Source organism: Nitratireductor sp. XY-223, from assembly GCF_004959855.1.
Lineage (GTDB): Bacteria > Pseudomonadota > Alphaproteobacteria > Rhizobiales > Rhizobiaceae > Hoeflea_A.
This window is the reverse complement of record NZ_SPNT01000009.1, coordinates 164,881-186,240: the sequence shown is the minus strand read 5'-3', so window position 1 is coordinate 186,240 and position 21,360 is coordinate 164,881. Positions and strand designations below refer to the sequence as shown.

The window sequence follows — 21,360 nt, the reverse complement described above, 5'->3', positions numbered from 1 at the left end:
CATTTTCCGCAGTTAAAACCCTGGATACCTAAGAAGCCTAATGTCTGGGAGCCCGAACCTAGCAAGTTGGTATATTTCGAGGCTTTGGCCCTGGCGGTTCAATCCGGATTTATTCCTATCTATAAACGTTGATTCGATCTTCATCGATACGATTCTTCAGGTGGGATGCATAATGCTTCTCAATCATCTCCACTGAAGTACGACAGTTTTTAGCTAGTTGATAGATGTCAGCTCCATTCATCAATCTCATGCTTATGTAGGTGTGACGGAGGCTGTATAGAGTTCGAGTATTGCCGTCACGATCTTTCTTCAAGCCCAGATTGCCAAGGATCTGATTGAACTGCCGCTTGTGATCATGGGGAAAAACAAGATCGGTTGGCTGGGGGTTATTTCGTTCCAAATGCCGTTCTTGCAGGCGGCGAAATGGTTCAACCGCCCCTAGCGTACTCTTACAATATCCAACCCCGCGCTTACCTCTAACTTCAATTTCCAAGATGGACTTTTTTCCTTTGCGTTGAACAATCGTCACATCGCGAAACTGTAGGCATTTGGCTTCATCGGGTCTCAGGCCCGTATTAGCTAAAAACAGCACCAAATCGTGAAGCTGGGCAGCAAACATCTCTTGATGCTTATTGCGCTTGGGATTCAGATTGTGGAGGTATTGTTTTTTGTCCAACTCGTTCTGTTGAATCGTTTCCGCGAACCGTTTGATATTTTCCCGGGTCGCCGTGTAGAGCGTTTCGTATTCCTCGGGAGAAAACCAGGCCCGGTGACTGACCTTTGCGGATTTCCGATAGGGCATCGAGAGATCGGGTACCATCTCCAGCCAGCCGTGTCGGACGGCAGTCTTAAGCACTTGTCGCAGAGTTACCATTTCATGCAACATGGTAGTGCGGGAGGGCTTTTTGAATCTTCGGTTGGGGTCTGCTTTTGGTGGGCTTTGCAGCCGAAACATTCGGTATTTCTGTACCAATCCTGGCTTGATCTCTGAAAGTCCCTTGGCGCCAAAGTACGGAACGAGATGGTTTCTTAGGCGTGCCATGTGGTCAGCCACATATTTGGCGTTACGCTCGCCCTCGGTCATAATTTCGTATTCGCGCTCAAATTGCTTAGCTGCCTCGGTAAAGGTCTTTTCTTTTACAACCTCCCCCTTCTCTTGCTTGCTGAGCAAATCTTCGTACCAGCCCTTAGCAAATCCCTTTGCTTCTTGCAGGTCATCTTGCTTGGTACTGACCCGACGATTTTTGCCGGCTAAGTAAGTTGAGCACTGCCAAATAGGGCTTCCCAGCCGCTTATAAATGTGAACCTTGCCGTTTTCGATCGTATGTTTTTCGACCATCGTTACCCTGAAGTTCAGATCAGAGTGCACGTATGTGCAACTGTTGTGAAAGCTTTGTGCAAGCCTTGTGCAACAGTAATTCAGGCGCTTGCCGATAACAAGCGATCTCATAAACGATTGATTTTATTAGGTTTTTGGTAGCGGGAGAGGGACTCGAACCCCCGACACGCGGATTATGATTCCGCTGCTCTAACCACCTGAGCTACCCCGCCATACCGGTAAGGAACGGCGCGATATAATGGCGCGCGCTTGCCGGTGTCAAGCAAAAGCTTGCACAAAAGGCCGCCTGCCCCTTGCGTGCCCGGCCCGCTGCCGATATGGCGTCGCGACAACAACCAAAACAGCTAAGAACAAAGCAATGAAGACCAATCCGGCCATCGCCGTCATCGGCTGCGGCTACTGGGGCAGGAACCACGTCAGGACCCTGAGCGAACTCGGGGCCCTCGCTGCCGTCGCCGACGCTGACATCGCCCGCGCCGGGGCGCTCGCCGAGGCATTCGACGTCCCGGCCCGGGACATCGAACAGATCCTTCGGGACAAGGAAATCGACGCCGTCGTGCTCGCCCTGCCCCCGCAGTTCCACGCCGATTTCGCCCTCAGGGCCATCGCCGCCGGCAAGCATGTGCTGGTCGAAAAGCCCATCGCCCTCAATGTCGATGACGCACAGAAAGTGGTTGATGCCGGCATCGCCGCGGGCGTGACGGTCATGACCGGCCATGTGCTGCGTTTCCATCCTGCCTTCGAGGCGCTCGCCGAAATGGTCGCCGACGGCGCGCTCGGCACCATCCAGTACATCCATTCACACCGGGTCGGCCTCGGCAAGTTCCACGCCGAGAACGACGCGCTGTGGGACATCGCACCGCACGATCTGTCGCTGATCATCGCGCTCACCGGCGAGGAGCCCAGCGACATCCGCGGCGAAGGCTCCGCCGTGCTCAACCACCTGAGCGACTTCGCCCACCTGCATCTTGCCTTCCCGAGCGGTATTCGCAGCCACGTTTTCGCCGCGCGCCTCAACCCCTATCGCGAACGGCGGCTGACCGTCGTCGGCGACAAGGCCATGGCGGTGTTCGACGATGTCGCCCCCTGGGATCAGAAGCTCGCCGTCTATGACCACAAGGTGTGGAAAAGTGACGCAGGCCTCGAGTACGAGACCGCCGACGCGCGCTATGTCGCGATTGCCGACGGTCTGCCGCTGACCCGGGAAATCCAGCATTTCATCGACTGCATCCGCACCGGTGCGCCGGCAAGAACCCCCGCCGAGGAGGGTCTCGCGGTCATCCGCATCCTTTCGGCCGGCACCGTTACCCACGTCTGACGCGGCCTTTCGGCCGCAAAAAATGGCTAAAATGCCGATCACCTGCGGTTACAATCTGCAGGTTTGTGTGAAGACGGCGGGGTAGAAATATGTGCAATGACAGCGTATTAGCTAGATTTGAAGGGATTCAGCGTTATTGTTGGCGGGGTTGCAGTTATCCGGCGTGTTGGGGCCCGGATAACTGCTGACATCTCGCTGATTGCTGGCTGAATATTGACAATACCACGGGCGGCCATCAGTGTTTTCCGCAGGGGGACAAAGTACAACATGCAGTTTATCGATCTTGCCGCGCAACGGGCGCGCATTGGCGGGCGCATAGAGCAGGCCGTCTCGAAGGTCCTGAGCGAAGGCCGTTACATTCTCGGCCCGGAGGTTTCGGAATTCGAGGCGAAGATCGCCGACTATCTTGGCGTCACGCACGCCATCGGTTGCGCCAACGGAACCGATGCGCTGCTGGTTCCGCTGATGGCGTGGGAGATCGGTCCGGGAGACGCGGTTTTCGTTCCGTCCTTCACCTTCGCGGCAACCGCTGAGGTGGTGGCACTCACCGGCGCGACGCCGGTCTTCGTCGAGATTGCACGCGAGACCTACAATATCGACACGGCGCGCCTCGAGGAGGCGATCGAGGCGGTCAAGGCCGAAGGCAAACTCGTACCGAAGGCGGTGATCCCCGTCGACCTTTTCGGCACCCCTGCCGACTACCCGGCAATCACGTCGATCTGCGAGAAGCACGGTCTCTACGTGCTCTCCGACGCAGCCCAGAGCATTGGCGGTTCAACACCGCAGGGACGCTGCGGGTCGTTCGGCCACGTAGCCGCGACCAGCTTCTATCCGGCCAAGCCGCTCGGCTGTTACGGCGACGGCGGCGCCATGTTCACCAATGACGACGCGATGATGGAAAAGCTCCGCTCCTATGCCTTCCACGGCAAGGGCGAGAGCCAGTACGACAACATTCATATCGGCCTCAACTCGCGGCTCGACACGATCCAGGCCGCGGTGCTTTTGGAAAAGCTTGCCATTTTCGACGAGGAACTGGCCGCGCGCCAGACGATCGCCGACTACTATCGCGACAATCTGAAGGAACATGTGCGCGTTCCCCAAACGCCGGACGGCATGGTCTCGGCCTGGGCGCAGTTCGCCATCGAGACCGTCGACCGCGATGCCCTCAAGGCGCATCTGGGCGACAACGGCATTCCCTCGGTTGTTTACTACGTCAAGCCGCTGCACCAGCAGCCGGCCTATGCGCATTATCCGAAGGGCCCGGGCGAAATGACGGTGACCGAGCAGTTGCCGAACTCGATCCTGTGCCTGCCGATGCATCCCTATCTGCAGCGCGCCGACCAGGACCGCATCATCGAGACGATCGTCGAATTCGTCTCCGCCCGCCAGGCCGTCGCCGCCGAGTAGCGCACTTCCAATTCCGGAATGAAAGAGGCCGGCTCCTGTGCCGGCCTTTTTCGTTCATGATCCTAAAGTCTATATCCACGAATCTAAAACCGGCCATAATCGGTCACCACATCCTGTCATGAAACCGGCCGAACCGGTGGGGGCGAACACACCCATACGGAGGAAACGGTAGTGACGAAACTTCCCGTACTCGCAACAGCTTTGGTCGCCGCACTGGCGATCCCGACCGCTGCCCTGGCGGTCGAAAGCGACTCAAGCACGATCGATGGCGCCTATCTGCTGCGCCAGAGCGACGAGCACCAAAGGGTGCTGACCTTCGAAAGCGGCGGCACCGTCAGCCAGATCAGCGACCAGCAGAACGCGGTCGGCTACACGTCCGGCCTCGGTTCCTGGACCAAGACCGGTCCCGGCAGTGTCACGGCCAGCATTGTCGACTTCAATCAACCGGACCCGGTGGATTCCGGGCACGGCCCCTCGATGATCGTCTTCGACCTGACATTCTCGAACCCGGTGGACGGCAGTTACCAGTACGTCTCCGGCACGTTCTCGGGCGAAGCCTTCGCAACAGGCCAGGATCCGCTGAAGCCTTCGGAAGCGCCGGTCAGGAGCTTCGGAACGAACTTCGAAGGCACCCGCATCGTCGCCGAATAGGCCGATACATCCACCATTGCAAAGGAGGTCCCCATGATCCGGACCGCACTATTGACCACGACCGTGGCCACAGCCCTGATCTTCGCCGGCAGCGCCCAGGCGAATGAGGGAACCGGCGCCATGGAGGGATCCTACATCCTGCTCCAGGACAATGCCCACCAGCGGGTGCTGTCGTTCTCGCCGGGCGGCAGCGTCTCCCAGGTCAGCGACCAGGAAGCGCTGATCGGCTTCACCGCCAGCCTCGGCGCCTGGACCAAGACGGGCACCGGCACGGCGAAGGCCGAGCTGATCTCGTTCAATTTCGACGTCAAGGAAACCGGCGGTGGCGACGGCATCACCCGCACCACCTATGAGCTGACGTTTTCCGACCTGAAGGACGGCGCGTACCGGAGCGTCGAAGGCTCCTATTCGGGCCAGACATTCGAGAAGGGCGAGAACCCGCTCGCCCCGACCACCGATCCGGTGCACTCATTCGCAACCAGCTTCACCGGCCAGCGCGTGAGCGCAGGCCCTGAAAGCGCCGGACCGGCCTGATCAGCCCGGGTGGGCGGCGGTTGCTGGCATGTCCTGTGAAAGCAGCGACTGCAACTGCCGCTCTGCCTTGTCGGTGCGTTCGGTCCGTTCGATGAACCCGCCGCCAAAGACCCGCGCATCGTCGCCGTCGCTCGAATAGAGCACGCAGGCCTGGCCCGGCGCGATCCCCGCCTCGCCGTCCGCCAGTTCGACCATAAGCGTGTCGTCCCGGAACCAGGCCGTTGCCGGCCGCGGCGGGCGCGTCGAGCGCACCTTGGCAAAGCACGCGAAACCACCGGCCGGCAGGTCGGAGACCGGCCCGTCGCCGAGCCAGTTGATGTCGCGCAGGAAGAGACGGTGCGTTTCGAGCGCCGAGCGCGGGCCGACAACGACGCGGGCCGTCGGCGCATCCAGATGGACGACGTAGAGCGGCTCGCCGACCGCGACGCCGATGCCGCGGCGCTGGCCGATCGTGTAGTGCATGATGCCGTCGTGCCGGCCGAGCACGCGCCCGTCAATATGCACGATGGAACCTGACCGGGCCGCTTCCGGCCGAAGCTTGGTGATGACATCGCTGTACTTGCCCTGCGGCACGAAACAGATGTCCTGGCTCTCGGCCTTGTCGGCCACGTTCAACCCCATGCTGCCCGCCAGTGCCCGGGTTTCCGCCTTCGACATATTGCCGAGGGGAAAGCGCAGATAGTCGATCTGCTCCTGAGTCGTGGCGAACAGGAAATAGCTCTGGTCCTTGTCGCCGTCGATCGGACGGTAAAGCGACCGGTGCGCCCCGTTGGCCCGCGAGCGGATATAGTGGCCGGTCGCCAGCGCGTCGGCGCCGAGTTCCCGCGCCGTCTTCAAAAGATCGGCGAACTTGACGGTCTGGTTGCATGCGACGCACGGGATCGGCGTCTCGCCGGCCACATAGCTTTCCGCGAACGGGTTGATGACCGCCTCGCGGAACCGCTGTTCGTAGTCGAGCACATAGTGGGGGATGCCGAGCGTTTCGGACACCCGGCGCGCGTCGTCGATGTCCTGGCCCGCGCAGCACGATCCGGCCCGGTGCACCGCGGCGCCGTGGTCATAGAGCTGCAGCGTCACGCCGACGACATCGTAGCCCTGGCGCTTCAGCAGGCCCGCGACGACGGAGGAATCGACGCCGCCCGACATGGCGACGACAACCCGGGTGTCTTCAGGCTTCTTGTCGATATCAAGTGTGTTCAAGGTCTTGTTCCGCATTCAAAGGCGTTAAAGGCGCCAATCAAGCTTCCGGCACTGATATATGCAATTGCCCGGACCGCGGCAAGTTCCGAATTATTCGCCGGCACGCGGGCGTGACCGTCGCCGTTCAAATAACCCGCGATCAACGTTGCATAAAGTTGCGGCGGTTTGTTTAGACAATCTTTAAACCTCAATCGGTATTGTGTGCGCAGTTAGGTCTTTGAGTGTGTACAGAGAGTCCAATGACCGAAATGGTTCGACCGAGAATAAAGTACGTGATTGGCCCGGACGGCAGTCCGCTGACAATCGCCGACCTGCCGCCCAGCACCACGCGTCGCTGGGTCATCCGCCGCAAGGCGGAAGTGGTTGCGGCTGTCAGGGGCGGATTGCTCAGCCTCGAAGAGGCTTGCGAGCGCTATACGCTGACCGTTGAGGAATTCCTCTCCTGGCAGGCCTCGATTGACGCGCATGGTCTGGCAGGCCTTCGTACGACACGCATTCAACAATACCGCCACTAAAGCGCGGCCGGCCACCCACGGGCCGGTCCCATACCGATCACTCCCCGAAAACTCAATCGCCTCGACTGCCGCCCGGCGTCACGGCTGCCCGCATCTGCAGCATCCAGTGCGCCGCCGTCACGGCCACGGCGGATGCCGCATAGAACCACAGGCCCGGTTGGGTGAACGCATCGGCGACACCGCTGGTTTTCGCCGCGACGATGACCAGCGCCACCAGCAGCACATCCATCATCGACCATTTGGAAAGCAGCGGGATGAAACTGCTCAGCAATCCTGGCCGCACCGCCTCGCCGTTGCCGCGCACCGCTGCCTCGTAGAAAACGGTCAGCACCTTGGCGATGGGGAATGCTGCTGAAAACAACGCGACGAGCAGTGCGAGGAGGATGCTGCCGTCACGCCACAAGGTGACGACGATTCCGATCAGCGACGGCGTTTCCTCGAAGAAATAGAGCTTCTCGAACCGCACCAATGGCAGGGTCAGGCCGAGCCCCAGGAAGAACGGTCCGGCAAAGAGCAGGGGTGGCAGCAACAACTGATAGGGCAATGACCAACCTCGGCCGCGATGGTGTTGATCGCAATATGGGCGAATCGCGGTGCACGCGCAACCGACGGCGCCAGGCCGGGGTCCGGTAGCGCATCCCGGCGGTCACAGACACCCCATAGCGGATGCGTTCACCGAACAAGCGGCAATGTCATGATGCGGCGGGCCGGTCAGCCCGCCTTGGAACTGCGTGTATTGGTGTCGCGGCTTTCCAGTGCGGCCGCCTTTTCAAGCTCGGCCTCGGCCTCCTCGACCGCGAGTTCCGCCGCATCCTGCTGCACCCGCAATTCGCGGATGGAGCCCTGCAGATTGTCGGCGCGTTGCCGCGCCGCCTTGGCAAAGGTCGGATAGGCGAAATGAGTCGGATCCGAAATCCCCGCCTTTTTCTCCTCGGCAGCGATCTGATACTCGAGCTCAGCGGCCATCCGCTCGAACTCGGACATCATCAGCTGAATCTGGTTCAGCTGTCGGCGTTTGTCGTTGACCTGAAACTCCTTCAGGCGAACAAGGCTCTCACTCGATTTCATACGCAATACTCCCGTGACGCGAGATACCGGCATACCAGTTATTCATCCGCCCCTCCGGCACCCGATCCGCACGCCCAAAAAGCCTGGGAATCAACCTAATTGGCCGATTTGGTAACCTTTCGTTTACGGACATCGTTAATCATAGGGCCAATCGCTTAAAACCGGGTAAATGAAAGACCGCTACAAGAAGATTTCTTTCGTGAGTCTACCGAGTCGGTTATAAGCATTTCTTAATGTGATTGATTAACATTTGGTTTTTCAATTACCATTAAGAATCAAGTAGTTGTGGAGTTCAACTGACGCGACAATTAAGGGTTGCCATACTGAATTAGAATTTGTTAACCATTTGATGGCAGGTTTTCGGCAGGCAACGACTCGATCCGCAGAGTGGCATAGGCCGTTGCGGCCTTCTGCGGCGGAAAAGGGGAAATTCATGCGGGTATTATTGATCGAGGACGACAGCGCGACGGCGCAGAGCATCGAGCTGATGCTCAAGTCGGAAAGTTTCAATGTGTATACCACCGACCTCGGTGAAGAAGGCGTGGATCTCGGCAAATTATATGACTACGACATCATCCTGCTGGATCTGAACCTTCCCGACATGTCGGGCTACGAAGTGCTGCGGACCCTTCGCCTTTCCAAGGTCAAAACACCGATACTGATCCTGTCCGGCATGGCCGGCATTGAAGACAAGGTCAGGGGTCTCGGCTTCGGCGCCGACGATTATATGACCAAACCGTTCCACAAGGACGAGCTGATCGCCCGCATTCACGCCATCGTCCGCCGTTCCAAGGGGCACGCCCAGTCGGTGATCACCACCGGCGACCTGCTGGTCAATCTCGATGCCAAGACCGTCGAGGTCAGCGGCCAGCGCGTGCATCTGACCGGCAAGGAATACCAGATGCTGGAGCTGCTTTCCCTGCGCAAGGGCACGACCCTGACCAAGGAAATGTTCCTCAACCATCTGTACGGCGGAATGGACGAACCGGAACTGAAGATCATCGACGTATTCATCTGCAAGTTGCGCAAGAAGCTGGCAACTGCGGCCGGGGGGCGCAACTACATCGAAACGGTGTGGGGGCGCGGTTATGTGCTGCGCGAACCGGAAGACAGCGAGATTCTCGAAAGCGCCTGAGCCTTAGTCGGCGCTCCACTCAAAGCATCATCTAACCCGCCGAAGCAACGCTTCCGGCGGGTTTTTCCTGTGCGGTTTTGCTTAATCCGGCCGGTAAACACGGCATTAACGCCGGCCCCGCGTGCGCGCCGGATCACATGGCGAGGCTACTGTAAAACAACGGGCGAGCGCGCTTTCGGCGGTGCCCCGACGGATGAAAAGAATCAGACTGAAAGGTTTACAGGCCCGCTGGGCGAACGGCATTCGCGATCTCCGGCCGTCGGCCGGACCCGCTGCTCTTCAGCCAGGCGATACCGCCGCTCAGGCGGCGGTCTTCGACTGGTCGGAGAAGACTTTCGTAAGGATTTCCCGGTCGAACGGCTTGAGCAGAAAATCATCCGCGCCAGCGCGCTTGCCCTGCATCATGTGCTTGAGCTTGCCCTCGATGAGGCAGTAGTAGATTTTCACCTTGTCGCCGCCGGGAAGCTCCCGAACCTCTTCAATAAGGTCCGTGGCGCCGGGCAGGCAGGCATCAACGATCATGACCGCTGGCACGCGACCCTTGCAGATCGAAAGCGCCGTCTGCGCGTCGTCCGCTTCCGAAACCAGGAACCCAAGGTCCGAAAGGATACGCTTCGCCACCTTGCGAATAATCACCGATTTATCGACCAAAATCAGCCGTTGCATCGTCATATCTCCCCAATACAGACCCCCGGGCACATCGCCGCCTAACAGCCGCTTGCACCCGCGAAGGGCAGACCAATGTCGCCCCGTCATGGCACTGACTCTAGTTGTCAGAGAGTAAGAATTGGTTACCAGAGAGGATTAATTTACGCTTAATGCCCCGGACACGCCGGGGTCGGACGCCCATCCGTCATGCGGCGATAAAGACGACCTCATCGGCGCCGGCCGTTGAATTGATCGTCATTCCGGCGGCCTCGGCAAGAAGCACCGTGTAGTAGGGCTGGATGGAATGCGCATCGATCGGCTCGCTGCTTTCACCGCTGTGGATTTCCAGGAACTTGGGCGGCACGCGTACCATCTTGCCACTCGCCTTGAGGGTGAATTTTGGAGCCGTCTCGAGGTCTTCGAGGATGATTGAAATGGCGCCGCCGCGCGGAATCGACCCGTAGGCGACCAGGAACAGGTTCAGCAGCAGCTTCACCTTGTTCTTGGCGACGATGGCCCGGCTGCCCTGCCAGGTGATCTCGGTCTTGTTGTCGGCGCTGGCGAAATCCATGACCGCCTTTTCCGCCTCGCCGGTATCGATCGAAGCGCCCACGGAGCCGGAAGCGCCGAACGCCAGGCGCGCGAATTTCAGCCGCACCGAAGCATTGTGCGCGCTGGTCCGGATCAGGTCCATCGCGTCCTCGTCTGCCCCACCTTCGTCAAGCAGTTCCAGACCGTTGTTGATGGCGCCCACCGGGGAAATGATGTCGTGGCATACCCGGCTGCAAAGGAGCGCCGCCAGGTCTGATCCTGAAAGCGTCAGATTGGGATTTGAAGACATATTCTGCTCCTTCTATGGCCAGCCCCGGCCACATGCCTGCACTCTGTCAGTCGTGGCTCCCTATATGCACGAAACGCCACAAAGACACCACAGTTGGTAAACCGACTGTTAACGTCCTCACGCGATGATACGCACGCAATATGAGCGCCGAGTTAATACCGGAATGGAGATATAGGATGAAGCGCACATTTGGTGCAATTGCCGTCGTCGTCAGTCAGCTTGCGGCGGCCGCCCTGGTGTTCGCGGCTGCACATTCGCCAGCCCTTGCGCAGCACGCCCAGCCGGTCGGTTCCGAGCCCTATACGATGCAGGAAATCGTCGACGAGGGACACAATTATTTCGGCCAGGCGACCGATGGCCTGGCACGGGTCGTGGAGCGTTCGTTCGAGCAATACGGCCTGCCGAACGGCTATGTTCTCGGCGAAGAAGGCTCCGGCGCAATCGTCGGCGGCCTGACCTATGGCGAAGGCCAGCTCTATACCAAGAACGCCGGCGAGCACCCGGTCTTCTGGCAGGGGCCGTCCCTCGGGTTCGACTATGGCGGCCAGGGCAGCCGCGTGATGATGCTGGTCTACGAGTTGCAGAGCATCGAGGACATCTACGGCCGCTTCGCCGGTGTCAGCGGACAGGCCTATGCGGTGGCCGGGGTCGGCATGACCGTGCTCCAGGGCGGCCATGTGGTCATCGTCCCGATCCGCACCGGCATCGGCGCCCGGATCGGCATCAATATCGGCTATCTCAAGCTGACGCCCCGTCCCACCTGGAATCCGTTTTAGGCGCGCAGATTCCTGACCGCGTCATATTCCGGACAATTGTAGATATGGCACACCCCGACGGATTCGGCCGGGGTTGTGCCTTGCGTCGCGCAATCTTTACCCTTTTCTGCTACCATGCTCAGTGAAATTTAGGGGGTAATACCGAAGGTACGGATCTTTGTCCCGCGACACGGCGCAGGCCGCCTGATTTCGCGGGGGTCGAAATTCAGACCCATCGGTATTACCTGCTAGTGGTAGGGATAACGAAATCCGTGGACGTATCGGGTGATTGAGTTTCTTCTCATATTCGCATTGGGGTTCCTTGCGGCGGCGATATTGGCAATGCTGATAACGCCGACAATCTATGGAAGGGTCGTCAAGCTCACCGAAAAGCGGATCGAGGCCACCGTGCCCTTGAGCCTTGCCGAAATAAAGGGCAAGGCCGACCAGATGCGGGCCGGTTTCGCAAGCGAATCCGCCAAGCTTTCAACCCAGTTGCGATCCGCGCAGGACGAGGTCGCCCTGAACAATGTGCGTTCCGACAAGCTGCAAAGCGACCTCGCGGCGCTGGCCGGCGACAAACAACTGGCCGATCAGCGGATCGAGGACCTTCTCCACGATGCCGGCGAGATGCGATCTGATGCGCGCAAGAAAGAGCAGCTCATCGACACGCTGTCCGGGACGGTGCGCGAGTTCGAGCGCATCAAGAAAATGGACAATTCGGAGATTGCGCGCCTGCACAATGATCTGATCACCATTTCAACGGAAGTGGAGAGCATGCGCATCGACCTGGCGGCCAGCCACACCGAAACGGTGAACCTGCGCTCGCAGATTGATCAGGTCAGTATTGAGCGCGATCAGTTGCTGAACGACATCCAGGCCATAGCCGATGCCGCCCAGACGCTTGAACAGAAACTGCAGCAGGAGCAGGAAAGCCACAACCAGGCCCGCATAGATCTCGCCGCGGTGCAGACCTCGCTCTCCGACCGCGAGGCACAACTGCAGGAGACGTTCGAACTGCTTGAACTGCAGAAGCAGCAGCTCGACGCCGAAATCCGCACGTTGGAGGGTCAGCTTACCGTTGCCGCCGACGCGGCCAACGAGCAGGAGAAGGTCCTGCAGCACGAACAGCAGGAGCACGAGGCGACCCGCATCGAACTCGCGGCTTCACAGTCTGTTGTGGCGGACCGCGACTCCCAGCTTGTCCAGGCCGATGATGCCATGAGGGAGCAGGCACGCGACTTCGGCAAGCAGATCGACGCGCTCAACAAGGAGCAGTCCCGCCTGGCGGCCGACCTAGCCGGCGCCAATGAAAGGTCGGAGTCCCTGCAAAAGGACCACGAGGCAACCCGCATCGAACTCGCGGCTTCCCAGTCGGAGGTGGCGGACCGCGACTCCCAGCTGGTTCGGGCCGCTGACGCCATGAAGGAACAGGCACGCGATTTCGGCAAGCAGATCGACGCGCTCAACAAGGAGCAGTCGCGCCTGGCGGCCGACCTGGCCGGCGCCAACGAAAAATCCGATTCCCTGCACAGCGACCTGCATGCGGAGAAGGATGACCACAAGGAAACGCGTATCGAGCTTTCCACGGCTCAGTCGCTGCTGAAGGACAGAACCCGGCAGGTGGCGGAGGCGAACGAGCACATCGAGCAGCAGGTGCAGCAGCTGCGCGAGGCCAGCGAAGCGAACCGCATCAGCGTCCAGGAACTGCGCAAGGCGCAGCGGCACATCGATGCGCTGGAAGGGCGCGTCGAAAACACCAAAACCGCCCTGGAAAAGAGCAAGACCCTGGAACGGCAGGCGCGCGAGAAGATCAGCGAGCTGAAATCGGATGCGCGCGATCTTCAAAAGGAATTCAAATCGGTGACGGCGCTGTCCGGCGACCTGGAGCGGCAGCTCGATCACGAGCAGCAGCAGTCCGCCCGCATCGCCTCGGCCCTGAAGGACAAGGAACTGGAGCTCGCCTCCCGCGGCAAGGAGCTCGAGGAAGCGCTCGGCGATGTATCCCGGCGCCAAAGCCAGCTGGAACTGGTCGTCTCGGAGCGCAAGGAACAGGACAGGGCGCGCGACGACGTCGAAAAACGCAACCGGGATCTTGTGGACCAGATCAATCTGCTGAAAACCGAACTCAAGGAGAGCCACGCAACCTCGCGGCAATTCAAAGAACAGCTGGAAAAAATGCGCAAGGAAATCAAACGATTACACAAGGGCACCGAGGCCGGCGGAAACGGGGCCGCAGTGCCTGTCGAGGGGCCGCATCCCAAAAACGGTGAAGGGCTCGAACTCAACGGCACCGTCAATGGCCGCGTTGAAAGCCTGCGCCAGCGCCACTCCCAACTGATCGACAAGATCAAGGAAGCGTCCGATCCGAGTGCCGATTCTGGAGTGCGGGAGGAGATCGCCGCCATCGCCGCTGCTGTCGTCGGCCTTTCCGGGCAGCGGGAAGGCGACGCGTCGCCGATACACAGGATCATTTCCGACGCCACCGCCCGCAAGCCGTCAGGCCGGGTCAGCCTGGCCAGCCGCGCAAAATCGGAACTGGAAAACTAGCCGCGCCGCGACGGGCCTGTTTTCTATCGAATGCGCCCCTGTGCGGTGGCAATCGAAAACAGCGCGATCCCCGCCGCCGTGGCGACGTTAAGACTGTCGAGACCCGGCGCCTGTGGTATCCGCGCGGTGTCGAATCTGTCGAGAAGCGCTTTCGGTAGCCCCTCACCTTCCGTTCCGACCACTAGCGCGGTGCGCCTGGCGGCGTCGACGTCACCGATCGCGCGCTCACCGTCCGGCGAGAGCGCCAAAAGCCCGAATTCAGCCCCGTCGAGCGCGTCGAGGATGTCCGCGATGGCTCCGCCCCGCGCATAGGGGACAGTCAGTGCGGCGCCGACCGAGACACGAATGGATTTGCGGTAGAGCGGATCGCAGCACCGGGCGTCGAGACAAACGAGGTCGACACCGAACGCGGCCGCATTGCGAAACAGGCTGCCCATATTGTCGTGGTTGGAAATGCCGTTGCAGGCCAGCACCAGCGCATCCCGCTTCAAACCGGCGAGCGCCTGTTCGACGCCCGCTGCGGGCTCGGCCCGGCCAATGGCAAGCACCCCGCGATGCATCGGAAATCCGGCAATGGCGTCGATGACCGGCCGTGTGCACACCATGATGGGCGTATCGGCATCGAACGTCTGGAGGGTGTCCTCAATCCCGCCGACCCGGCTGTCGAGAACCAGGATCTTTTCGGCGCTGAACCGCTGCGACTGCGCCAGCATGCGCAGAACGACCGTCCCCTCGGCAATGAAGCGGCCGGATCGACCGACCAGGTCGCGCTCCCGGATGTTCCTGAATTCCGCGATCCGTTCATCCTCGGCATCGGTTATGCGGGCGAAACGGTCGCGCTCCTGGGTCATTTCAGCGAGATATCCGCAACCAGGCGGCCGGTGGCGATGTCAAGGATGAGCGCGCCCGCCGAACCGTCGGACTTGCGGCCGTAGAAAAGGATCCGCGGCCCATCGAGCGCGACTTTGTCCACGCTGAAACCGGCCGGCAGCGACGCGGTCACCCGCAGCGGGGCCTCGTCGGGAACGGTGAACGTTTCACCCGCAACGATTTGCGGCTCCGCATCGGGTGTCATCACCTTGTAGACAACGCCGGCGAGGACGGCCATAACACCGAGAATCATGATGCCGATGGAAACGACAAGGAGCCGGACCATCTTCTGCCGCACGCGTTCCATTTCCGGATCGAGCGGTTTTTCGTCTTCCTGCTCCAGTTCCACCTTGGTCATTGCGGCCCCTGTTTTGCGCGGATTGCAGTTTTATGACTGAACCCTTTACCCAAGCACCGGGCGAGAGGAAAGTGCTGACAGCCGATGAATCGGCCACCGGCAGGCTCGATTCATGGCTGGCCGCCGCCCTTGACGGGACGTTTTCGCGAAACCGCATCCAGGCGCTGATCAAGGAAGGTTCGGTGACGGTCAACGGCACAGCGGTCCGCGAAGTCCGCCACAAGGTGGCCCCCGGCGACACGATAGAACTGACCGTGCCGGAGCCGGAAGCCGCCGTCCCACTGCCTGAGGACATTCCGCTCGAGATCGTGTTCGAGGACGACGACATCATCGTTATCGCCAAACCGGCCGGCCTGGTCGTCCATCCCGGCGCCGGAAACCGTTCGGGGACCCTGGTCAATGCCCTGCTGCACCACTGCGGCGGGTCGCTGTCCGGCATCGGCGGTGTGAAGCGTCCGGGAATCGTGCACCGCCTCGACAAGAACACGAGCGGCGTCATGGTCGTTGCGAAGAACGATTTCGCCCACAACCGGCTTGCTGAACAATTCGCCGACCATGGTCGCTCGGGGCCGCTCAATCGGGCCTATCTGGCGCTGGTCTGGGGCCGCCCGGAACAGCTCAGGGGAACGATCGACGCACCGCTCGGGCGATCCGGCGCCGACCGCACGAAACGGTCCGTGCACCGCACGGAAAGACCGGACAGTCGCCATGCGATCACCCACTACGAGGTGCGCGATCGCTATGGCGAAGCGGGCGGCGCCGATGCGGTCGCGTCGCTGGTCGAATGCAGGCTGGAGACCGGTCGCACCCATCAGATCCGCGCGCATATGCAGCATATCGGCCATCCGCTGATCGGCGATCCGGAATATGGCGGCGCCTTTCGCACCAAGGTCAACAAACTGCCCGAACCGGCCGCCGCGGCGGTCGGCAGGCTCGACCGACAGGGTTTGCACGCCTACCTGCTGCAGTTCGCCCATCCGCGTGACAATCGGACCCTGCGTTTCGAGGCACCCGTTCCTGCGGATATGGCATCGGTTATTGAAGCATTATCAATGATTTAGGAAAACTCGCCGGCTGCGCCGAATTGTCGCAGTCCGGGCGCAAAAATTTGACCGAATAGTCGCTAGAATCAAAGGCATAAGTCGATATACGGCCGAATGACTTGATCTCGTCGTCATTCGTAACTATCTCAAAAGCAAATGTGCCTGAACAACAAGGGGCATGGTGGGCTTGCCTCCAAGAGGGAGCCGAAAAGCGAAAGAGGGGTGCTGTAATGGCCCGAAACACCTTACCGACGGTGACCGCTGGTGAAGGCGGTCTCAACCGTTATCTCGAAGAAATACGTCGATTTCCGATGCTCGAGCCGCAGCAGGAATACATGCTGGCGAAGCGGTATCACGAACATCACGACACCGAAGCGGCCCACAAGCTGGTCACCAGTCACCTGCGTCTCGTGGCGAAAATCGCCATGGGTTATCGCGGCTACGGGCTTCCCATCGGCGAAGTCATCTCCGAGGGCAATGTCGGCCTGATGCAGGCCGTCAAGAAGTTCGACCCGGAGCGCGGCTTCCGGCTGGCCACCTACGCGATGTGGTGGATCAAGGCATCGATACAGGAATATATCCTGCGGTCCTGGTCGCTCGTGAAAATGGGCACGACCGCCAACCAGAAGCGGCTGTTCTTCAACCTGCGAAAGCTGAAGGGCAAGATCCAGGCGCTTGACGATGGCGACCTGCGGCCGGATCAGGTCGCGGAAATCGCCAACAAGCTCAATGTCAGCGAGGACGAGGTCGTCTCGATGAACCGCCGCCTTTCGGGCGATGCGTCTCTGAACGCGCCGATCAAGGCGGCAGAGGGCGAATCCGGTCAGTGGCAGGACTGGCTGGTCGACGACAGCGACGACCAGGAGACGATGCTGATCCAGCAGGACGAGCTGGAAGACCGGCGCGCCATGCTGGCCTCTGCACTCAATGTCCTCAACGATCGCGAAAAGCGGATTTTCGAGGCGCGGCGCCTGTCGGAAACGCCCCTCACGCTTGAAGAGCTGTCAGGTGAGTTCGACATCAGCCGCGAACGTGTCCGGCAGATCGAAGTCAGGGCATTCGAGAAGGTGCAGAACGCTGTTCGCAAGGCCGCCCACGAGCGCGCCAGCAGCCTTCAGACCGTCGCACAATAAGGTCCGATCGCCCGCCGGCAGCCGCCTACTGGGTGCTGCTGGCGGTGCGCGCCTCCCAGGCACGGATCACCTGATCGAACACCTCGGCTCCCGTCGAGCCTTTTTCCAGCGTCAGCAGCGCCCTGCGGCCATTGCCGTAACTGATCGGCAGGTCGATCCAGTTCCGCTCGCGCAGCAGCTTCAGGTTCAACTGCACGGCCTCGACATAGTCGTTCAGCGCGATCATGAAAAAGCTGTCGGTGATCTTTGCCGGCACCGCGATCAGGGAATCGCCGGTGTCCTGCTCGGTCTGCTTCAGGGCAAAGTTCTGGATGGCGCCGATCCCGTTGCCGTCGAAGCCCTCCGTCAGCGCAAAGACAATTTCGATGAGGTGGCTTGCCGGCAGCGACTGGTCGGCATTGCGCTTGATCGTCATGATCGCGCTCAGGCCCTTGTCGGGAACGGTGATCTGGGCTTCGATCGCCGGCTCCGGAGGCAGGTTGTCGCCGGGCGACTCGCGCACGATACTCCACACCACATTGCCCTGCACCGCCGTCGGAGCCTGCTGGCCCAGGCGTTCCTCGTATAGGAACATCTTCTGGCCGACACGCGGCGGCGTGGCGAGGGTCTCGGAATTCTGCTGCTGCGCTGCGGTTTCGGCGGGCGCCGGCTCTGCACGCGCCCCGGCGTCGGGCTGCGACAGATCGAGCGCCGCAACGGATTTGCCCTCGGCGTCGCTTGCAAGGTTCGAATTGGCCGCCGGTCCTTCGTCGACCTCCGAGCCGTCCGGCATCAGGCGCTGCGTGAATTTCTGCGGACCGTCCGTGGCGCCCTGCGTCGGCCTGGCGGATGCGCCCTGAGCGGCATTCGTCTGATCCTGACCGGAGGTGCCCGCCTGACCGGATGTCTGCACCGTCGATGGCGACCCGCCGACCAGGGATGTGATGCTGTCGCTGAACACCCAGATGCCGAAGCCGATTGCGGCAAAAACGACGAACGCGACCAGCCCGACAAGGACCGGACCAAGGGAACTGCGCCGGCGCGGCTGCAGGTAGTCCGCCACCGGGCTGTCGCCCATCCTGCGGGCTTCTGGCTGTATGGAATCGTCTATGCCGACGCCGTACTCATCGTCGTCCTCGTCATCTTCCTCGTCGTCCATCTCCGGCCCGCGGGCCGGTTCGGCACGCGCGGGAGCACGCCGTTTCGGTCTCGGCGCGGCAACGGCTTCTTCCTCGCCGATATCGTCCTCGTCGATCTGGCCGTCGGAAAGAATGTCGGCGAAGGCGTCCTCGTCGATGTCGGGAAAGGCGTCGGCGTGACGGTCCTCGATTTCAAGGATCGCTTCCTCAAGCCTGGCGAGTTGCTTGTCGCGGACCGAATCGCTGACCGGTGGATCGATATTGTCCAGTTGACGGCGGATCGCACCACGGGCCTTTTCATAGACCTTCTCACGCATTTGCGGCGTGTTGTCGCTCAACCCGTCAACAGCTTTTTCAATAACCGCTACAAAATCCACCATATAACTGCTCTGTACAATTCGTTCCGGCGAGCCCGGACCCGTTCTTGTTCTCTTTCTTTCCTAAGCCTAGTCTTCAAACGGATCGGTCACAAGGATTGTGTCATCGCGTTCGGGGCTTGTTGACAACAACGCAACCGGAGCGCCGATCAGTTCCTCGATGTGGCGTACATATTTCACCGCCTGGGCCGGCAGCTCATTCCAGCTGCGCGCGCCGACGGTCGAACCCTTCCACCCCTCGAGCGTTTCATAAATAGGCTCGACACGGGCCTGCTGGCCCTGGCTCGCCGGAAGGAAGTCCACCTCCTGCCCGTCCAGCCGGTAGCCGACACAGATCTTCAGCTCGTCGAGCCCGTCCAGCACATCGAGCTTGGTCAGCGCGATGCCGGTGATGCCGTTGGTCGCCACGGCCTGGCGTACCAGCACCGCGTCGAACCAGCCGCAGCGCCGCTTCCTGCCCGTGACCGTGCCGAACTCGTTGCCACGCTCGCCCAAGAACTGGCCGACCTCGTTATCCTGTTCGGTGGGAAACGGCCCCTCTCCGACCCGCGTCGTGTAAGCCTTGGTGATGCCCAGCACATAGCCGACCGAAGCCGGCCCCATGCCCGAGCCCGCCGCCGCCTGCCCGGCAACCGTGTTAGACGAGGTCACGAACGGATAGGTGCCGTGGTCGATATCGAGCAGCGTGCCCTGGGCACCCTCGAACAGTATGCGCTTGCCGCGCCGGCGCTTCTTGTCCAGCAGCCGCCACACGGTCTCCCGGAACGGCAGGATGCGGCCGGCGACCTCCTTGAGCTCGTCCATGATCGCGTCGTGCGACACCTCGTCCTGCCCGAGACCGCGGCGCAGTGCATTGTGGTGCGTGAGCAGGCGGTCCACCTTGGCCGGCAGCGTCTCCATATTGGCCAGGTCCATGACCCGCACGGCGCGCCGGCCGACCTTGTCCTCATAGGCGGGTCCGATGCCGCGCCGGGTCGTACCGATCTTGGTGCCCGAGTTGGATGCCGCATCCTCGCGGATGCCGTCGAGTTCCCGGTGCAGGGACAGGATCAACGTCGCGTTGTCGGCAATGCGCAGGTTTTCCGGCGATATCTTGACGCCCTGGCCGCTCAGCCGGTCGATTTCCGCAACGAGCGCATGCGGATCGATGACCACGCCGTTGCCGATCACCGCCAGCTTGCCTTCGCGCACGACCCCCGACGGCAGCAGGGACAGCTTGTAGCTGATCCCGTCGATCACCAGCGTGTGCCCGGCATTGTGGCCGCCCTGGAACCGCACGACCACGTCGGCGCGCTCCGAAAGCCAGTCCACGATCTTGCCCTTGCCCTCGTCGCCCCATTGCGAGCCGACAACCACGACGTTGGTCATGTATTCCCCTTGCGTAACCGGCAGCCTGCCGCTGCCTCCGATTCAAACCGGCGCATCTATAGCGCATGTTGAATCCAAGTAAAATCTCCCGGCTGAATTTAGCTTTAACTACAATCATCTGCCGCGATGAAATCGATGCCGAATCAATACGCGGCGCCGATTGCGTGTTGACATCCGCTTCGGCTTGCCAGAATGGTGCGGCCTTCTTTGCCGATGGGACATGCATGGCGGTCAGGGCTTACATTCTGCTGATCATTACGACGCTTGGCTGGGGCGGCAACGCCATTGCCGGCAAGCTGGCGGCCGGCCATATCAGCCCGGCGCTCCTGACCAGCGGACGGTGGCTGATCGCATTGGCGATCCTGCTGCCCTTTGCCCTGCCGCAGCTGCGCCGCGAATGGACGACAATCCGGGCGCATTTCTGGTTCCTGATGGTGCTCGGCATTGTCGGCTTCGCGCTGTTCAACAATTTCTACTACCTGGCGCTCAACTACACGAGCGCGATCAACGGCGCCATCGAACAGGCGTCGATGCCGCTGCTGGTATTCATCGCGAATTTCGTGCTGTTCGGACAGCGTGTCAGCCCGGGCCAGATTTTCGGCTTCTTCATATCGCTTGTCGGCGTCGCGCTGGTGGCGACCCATGGCGACCTCATCGGTATCCTGCGCCTTGATATCGGCTACGGCGACGCGCTGCTGATCCTGTCCATCGCGTTTTACGGCGCCTATACCGTTTCGCTGCGCTGGATGCCGAAACTGCACTGGCTGAGCGCGATGACGGCGCTTTCCGTCGGCGCCATTATCGGCGGCATACCCTTTACGCTGTGGGAAGCCGCCTCCGGCAGCCTTGTTCTGCCGGATATGCAGGGCTGGCTGGTGCTCGCCTACGCGGCCATCTTCCCGTCAATCATTTCACAGGCCTGCTTTATAAGGGGCGTCGAGCTGATCGGCGCCAACCGGGGCGGGCTGTTCATCAACCTGGTGCCGATTTTCGGTACGTTCTTTGCCGTGACCCTGCTCGGCGAGGACCTATTCGCCTACCACCTCGTCGCGCTGGCGCTGGTGCTCGGCGGCATCGCGCTCGCCGAACACAAGCCGAGCCAGGCGCAGACCGGCCGCCCCGGGCGATAGCC

Annotated in this window: 21 protein-coding genes and 1 tRNA gene; 11 read left to right on the top strand and 11 right to left on the bottom strand. The window is 60.9% G+C overall.

The genetic code is table 11. The features are described 5' to 3' along the window. Positions 1 to 115: 115 nt before the first annotated feature. Positions 116 to 1,339, bottom strand: a complete 1,224-nt coding sequence (locus tag E4M07_RS24015; RefSeq protein ID WP_136660954.1) for a site-specific integrase — start codon at positions 1,337 to 1,339, stop codon at positions 116 to 118. A gap of 135 nt (positions 1,340 to 1,474) precedes the next feature. Continuing rightward, positions 1,475 to 1,551 (bottom strand) — tRNA-Met (locus E4M07_RS24010). A gap of 146 nt (positions 1,552 to 1,697) precedes the next feature. Between E4M07_RS24010 and E4M07_RS24005 the strand changes: the two genes are divergently transcribed. From E4M07_RS24005 to E4M07_RS23990, 4 genes are all read left to right on the top strand, one after another. Continuing rightward, positions 1,698 to 2,657 (top strand): Gfo/Idh/MocA family oxidoreductase, encoded by a 960-nt coding sequence (locus E4M07_RS24005; RefSeq protein WP_136660953.1) that lies wholly within the window; start codon positions 1,698 to 1,700, stop codon positions 2,655 to 2,657. Positions 2,658 to 2,924: 267 nt separating this feature from the next. Beyond that, positions 2,925 to 4,064, top strand: coding sequence for a DegT/DnrJ/EryC1/StrS aminotransferase family protein (locus E4M07_RS24000; protein WP_136660952.1), 1,140 nt, complete (start codon positions 2,925 to 2,927; stop codon positions 4,062 to 4,064). Between the two features lie 171 nt (positions 4,065 to 4,235). Beyond that, the gene (locus E4M07_RS23995) at positions 4,236 to 4,715 is read left to right on the top strand and encodes a hypothetical protein (RefSeq protein WP_136660951.1); all 480 of its coding nucleotides are present in this window, start codon (positions 4,236 to 4,238) and stop codon (positions 4,713 to 4,715) included. A 33-nt stretch (positions 4,716 to 4,748) separates the two neighbouring features. Then, entirely contained in the window at positions 4,749 to 5,249 is a 501-nt protein-coding gene (locus E4M07_RS23990; RefSeq protein ID WP_136660950.1) for a hypothetical protein, read from the top strand. Here E4M07_RS23990 and mnmA read toward each other — a convergent pair whose 3' ends face one another. Next, complete coding sequence (gene mnmA, locus E4M07_RS23985; protein ID WP_206057379.1) at positions 5,250 to 6,464, bottom strand: tRNA 2-thiouridine(34) synthase MnmA; 1,215 nt, start codon at positions 6,462 to 6,464, stop codon at positions 5,250 to 5,252. Between the two features lie 224 nt (positions 6,465 to 6,688). Between mnmA and E4M07_RS23980 the strand changes: the two genes are divergently transcribed. Beyond that, positions 6,689 to 6,964 (top strand): DUF1153 domain-containing protein, encoded by a 276-nt coding sequence (locus tag E4M07_RS23980; protein WP_136660948.1) that lies wholly within the window; start codon positions 6,689 to 6,691, stop codon positions 6,962 to 6,964. 52 nt (positions 6,965 to 7,016) lie between these two features. Here E4M07_RS23980 and E4M07_RS23975 read toward each other — a convergent pair whose 3' ends face one another. Beyond that, positions 7,017 to 7,508, bottom strand: coding sequence for a paraquat-inducible protein A (locus tag E4M07_RS23975; protein WP_136660947.1), 492 nt, complete (start codon positions 7,506 to 7,508; stop codon positions 7,017 to 7,019). A gap of 167 nt (positions 7,509 to 7,675) precedes the next feature. Continuing rightward, positions 7,676 to 8,032, bottom strand: a complete 357-nt coding sequence (locus E4M07_RS23970; RefSeq protein ID WP_136660946.1) for a flagellar export protein FliJ — start codon at positions 8,030 to 8,032, stop codon at positions 7,676 to 7,678. Between the two features lie 433 nt (positions 8,033 to 8,465). Between E4M07_RS23970 and ctrA the strand changes: the two genes are divergently transcribed. Then, positions 8,466 to 9,167: a cell cycle two-component system response regulator CtrA gene (ctrA, locus tag E4M07_RS23965; protein ID WP_136660945.1), complete on the top strand. Its 702-nt coding sequence runs from the start codon at positions 8,466 to 8,468 to the stop codon at positions 9,165 to 9,167. A 300-nt stretch (positions 9,168 to 9,467) separates the two neighbouring features. Here the strand turns inward: ctrA and E4M07_RS23960 are convergent, their stop codons facing one another. Both E4M07_RS23960 and E4M07_RS23955 read right to left on the bottom strand, forming a co-directional pair. Next, complete coding sequence (locus tag E4M07_RS23960; RefSeq protein ID WP_136660944.1) at positions 9,468 to 9,833, bottom strand: response regulator; 366 nt, start codon at positions 9,831 to 9,833, stop codon at positions 9,468 to 9,470. Positions 9,834 to 10,020: 187 nt separating this feature from the next. After that, positions 10,021 to 10,656 carry a histidine phosphotransferase family protein gene (locus tag E4M07_RS23955; protein WP_136660943.1) on the bottom strand — a complete coding sequence of 212 codons (636 nt, stop codon included), beginning with the start codon at positions 10,654 to 10,656 and terminating at the stop codon, positions 10,021 to 10,023. Positions 10,657 to 10,832: 176 nt separating this feature from the next. Between E4M07_RS23955 and E4M07_RS23950 the strand changes: the two genes are divergently transcribed. Both E4M07_RS23950 and E4M07_RS23945 read left to right on the top strand, forming a co-directional pair. Beyond that, positions 10,833 to 11,432, top strand: a complete 600-nt coding sequence (locus E4M07_RS23950; RefSeq protein ID WP_169054369.1) for an EipA family protein — start codon at positions 10,833 to 10,835, stop codon at positions 11,430 to 11,432. A 264-nt stretch (positions 11,433 to 11,696) separates the two neighbouring features. Beyond that, the gene (locus E4M07_RS23945) at positions 11,697 to 13,961 is read left to right on the top strand and encodes a hypothetical protein (protein WP_136660941.1); all 2,265 of its coding nucleotides are present in this window, start codon (positions 11,697 to 11,699) and stop codon (positions 13,959 to 13,961) included. 23 nt (positions 13,962 to 13,984) lie between these two features. On the opposite strand, the gene E4M07_RS23940 is transcribed toward E4M07_RS23945, so the two are convergent. Both E4M07_RS23940 and E4M07_RS23935 read right to left on the bottom strand, forming a co-directional pair. Next, positions 13,985 to 14,812, bottom strand: a complete 828-nt coding sequence (locus E4M07_RS23940; RefSeq protein ID WP_136660940.1) for an RNA methyltransferase — start codon at positions 14,810 to 14,812, stop codon at positions 13,985 to 13,987. After that, positions 14,809 to 15,189, bottom strand: coding sequence for a hypothetical protein (locus tag E4M07_RS23935; protein ID WP_136660939.1), 381 nt, complete (start codon positions 15,187 to 15,189; stop codon positions 14,809 to 14,811). The genes E4M07_RS23940 and E4M07_RS23935 overlap by 4 nt, the downstream gene beginning before the upstream one ends. 32 nt (positions 15,190 to 15,221) lie before the next feature. Here E4M07_RS23935 and E4M07_RS23930 point away from each other — a divergent pair, with 32 nt between their 5' ends. After that, a complete protein-coding gene (locus E4M07_RS23930; protein WP_136660938.1) occupies positions 15,222 to 16,250 on the top strand; it encodes an RluA family pseudouridine synthase in 1,029 nt (342 codons plus the stop codon). Between the two features lie 212 nt (positions 16,251 to 16,462). Continuing rightward, positions 16,463 to 17,365, top strand: coding sequence for an RNA polymerase sigma factor RpoH (gene rpoH / locus E4M07_RS23925; protein ID WP_136660937.1), 903 nt, complete (start codon positions 16,463 to 16,465; stop codon positions 17,363 to 17,365). Between the two features lie 25 nt (positions 17,366 to 17,390). On the opposite strand, the gene E4M07_RS23920 is transcribed toward rpoH, so the two are convergent. Both E4M07_RS23920 and E4M07_RS23915 read right to left on the bottom strand, forming a co-directional pair. Further along, positions 17,391 to 18,863, bottom strand: coding sequence for a hypothetical protein (locus tag E4M07_RS23920; protein WP_136660936.1), 1,473 nt, complete (start codon positions 18,861 to 18,863; stop codon positions 17,391 to 17,393). A 66-nt stretch (positions 18,864 to 18,929) separates the two neighbouring features. Beyond that, the gene (locus tag E4M07_RS23915) at positions 18,930 to 20,228 is read right to left on the bottom strand and encodes an adenylosuccinate synthase (RefSeq protein WP_136660935.1); all 1,299 of its coding nucleotides are present in this window, start codon (positions 20,226 to 20,228) and stop codon (positions 18,930 to 18,932) included. Between the two features lie 224 nt (positions 20,229 to 20,452). Between E4M07_RS23915 and E4M07_RS23910 the strand changes: the two genes are divergently transcribed. After that, on the top strand, positions 20,453 to 21,358 hold the full coding sequence (locus tag E4M07_RS23910) for a DMT family transporter (protein WP_136660934.1): 906 nt from the start codon (positions 20,453 to 20,455) through the stop codon (positions 21,356 to 21,358). Positions 21,359 to 21,360 lie beyond the last annotated feature (2 nt).

Excerpts from the sequence above, each read along its gene's own strand:
- E4M07_RS23960 (WP_136660944.1), bottom strand. The coding sequence starts at position 9,833 with ATGCAACGGCTGATTTTGGTCGATAAATCGGTGATTATTCGCAAGGTG.
- E4M07_RS23970 (WP_136660946.1), bottom strand. The coding sequence starts at position 8,032 with ATGAAATCGAGTGAGAGCCTTGTTCGCCTGAAGGAGTTTCAGGTCAAC.
- rpoH (WP_136660937.1), top strand. The coding sequence starts at position 16,463 with ATGGCCCGAAACACCTTACCGACGGTGACCGCTGGTGAAGGCGGTCTC.
- E4M07_RS23920 (WP_136660936.1), bottom strand. The coding sequence starts at position 18,863 with ATGGTGGATTTTGTAGCGGTTATTGAAAAAGCTGTTGACGGGTTGAGC.
- mnmA (WP_206057379.1), bottom strand. The coding sequence starts at position 6,464 with ATGCGGAACAAGACCTTGAACACACTTGATATCGACAAGAAGCCTGAA.
- E4M07_RS23950 (WP_169054369.1), top strand. The coding sequence starts at position 10,833 with ATGAAGCGCACATTTGGTGCAATTGCCGTCGTCGTCAGTCAGCTTGCG.
- E4M07_RS23910 (WP_136660934.1), top strand. The coding sequence starts at position 20,453 with ATGGCGGTCAGGGCTTACATTCTGCTGATCATTACGACGCTTGGCTGG.
- E4M07_RS24000 (WP_136660952.1), top strand. The coding sequence starts at position 2,925 with ATGCAGTTTATCGATCTTGCCGCGCAACGGGCGCGCATTGGCGGGCGC.
- E4M07_RS23915 (WP_136660935.1), bottom strand. The coding sequence starts at position 20,228 with ATGACCAACGTCGTGGTTGTCGGCTCGCAATGGGGCGACGAGGGCAAG.
- E4M07_RS23930 (WP_136660938.1), top strand. The coding sequence starts at position 15,222 with ATGACTGAACCCTTTACCCAAGCACCGGGCGAGAGGAAAGTGCTGACA.
- E4M07_RS23990 (WP_136660950.1), top strand. The coding sequence starts at position 4,749 with ATGATCCGGACCGCACTATTGACCACGACCGTGGCCACAGCCCTGATC.
- E4M07_RS24005 (WP_136660953.1), top strand. The coding sequence starts at position 1,698 with ATGAAGACCAATCCGGCCATCGCCGTCATCGGCTGCGGCTACTGGGGC.
- E4M07_RS23935 (WP_136660939.1), bottom strand. The coding sequence starts at position 15,189 with ATGACCAAGGTGGAACTGGAGCAGGAAGACGAAAAACCGCTCGATCCG.
- ctrA (WP_136660945.1), top strand. The coding sequence starts at position 8,466 with ATGCGGGTATTATTGATCGAGGACGACAGCGCGACGGCGCAGAGCATC.
- E4M07_RS23955 (WP_136660943.1), bottom strand. The coding sequence starts at position 10,656 with ATGTCTTCAAATCCCAATCTGACGCTTTCAGGATCAGACCTGGCGGCG.
- E4M07_RS23980 (WP_136660948.1), top strand. The coding sequence starts at position 6,689 with ATGACCGAAATGGTTCGACCGAGAATAAAGTACGTGATTGGCCCGGAC.
- E4M07_RS24015 (WP_136660954.1), bottom strand. The coding sequence starts at position 1,339 with ATGGTCGAAAAACATACGATCGAAAACGGCAAGGTTCACATTTATAAG.
- E4M07_RS23940 (WP_136660940.1), bottom strand. The coding sequence starts at position 14,812 with ATGACCCAGGAGCGCGACCGTTTCGCCCGCATAACCGATGCCGAGGAT.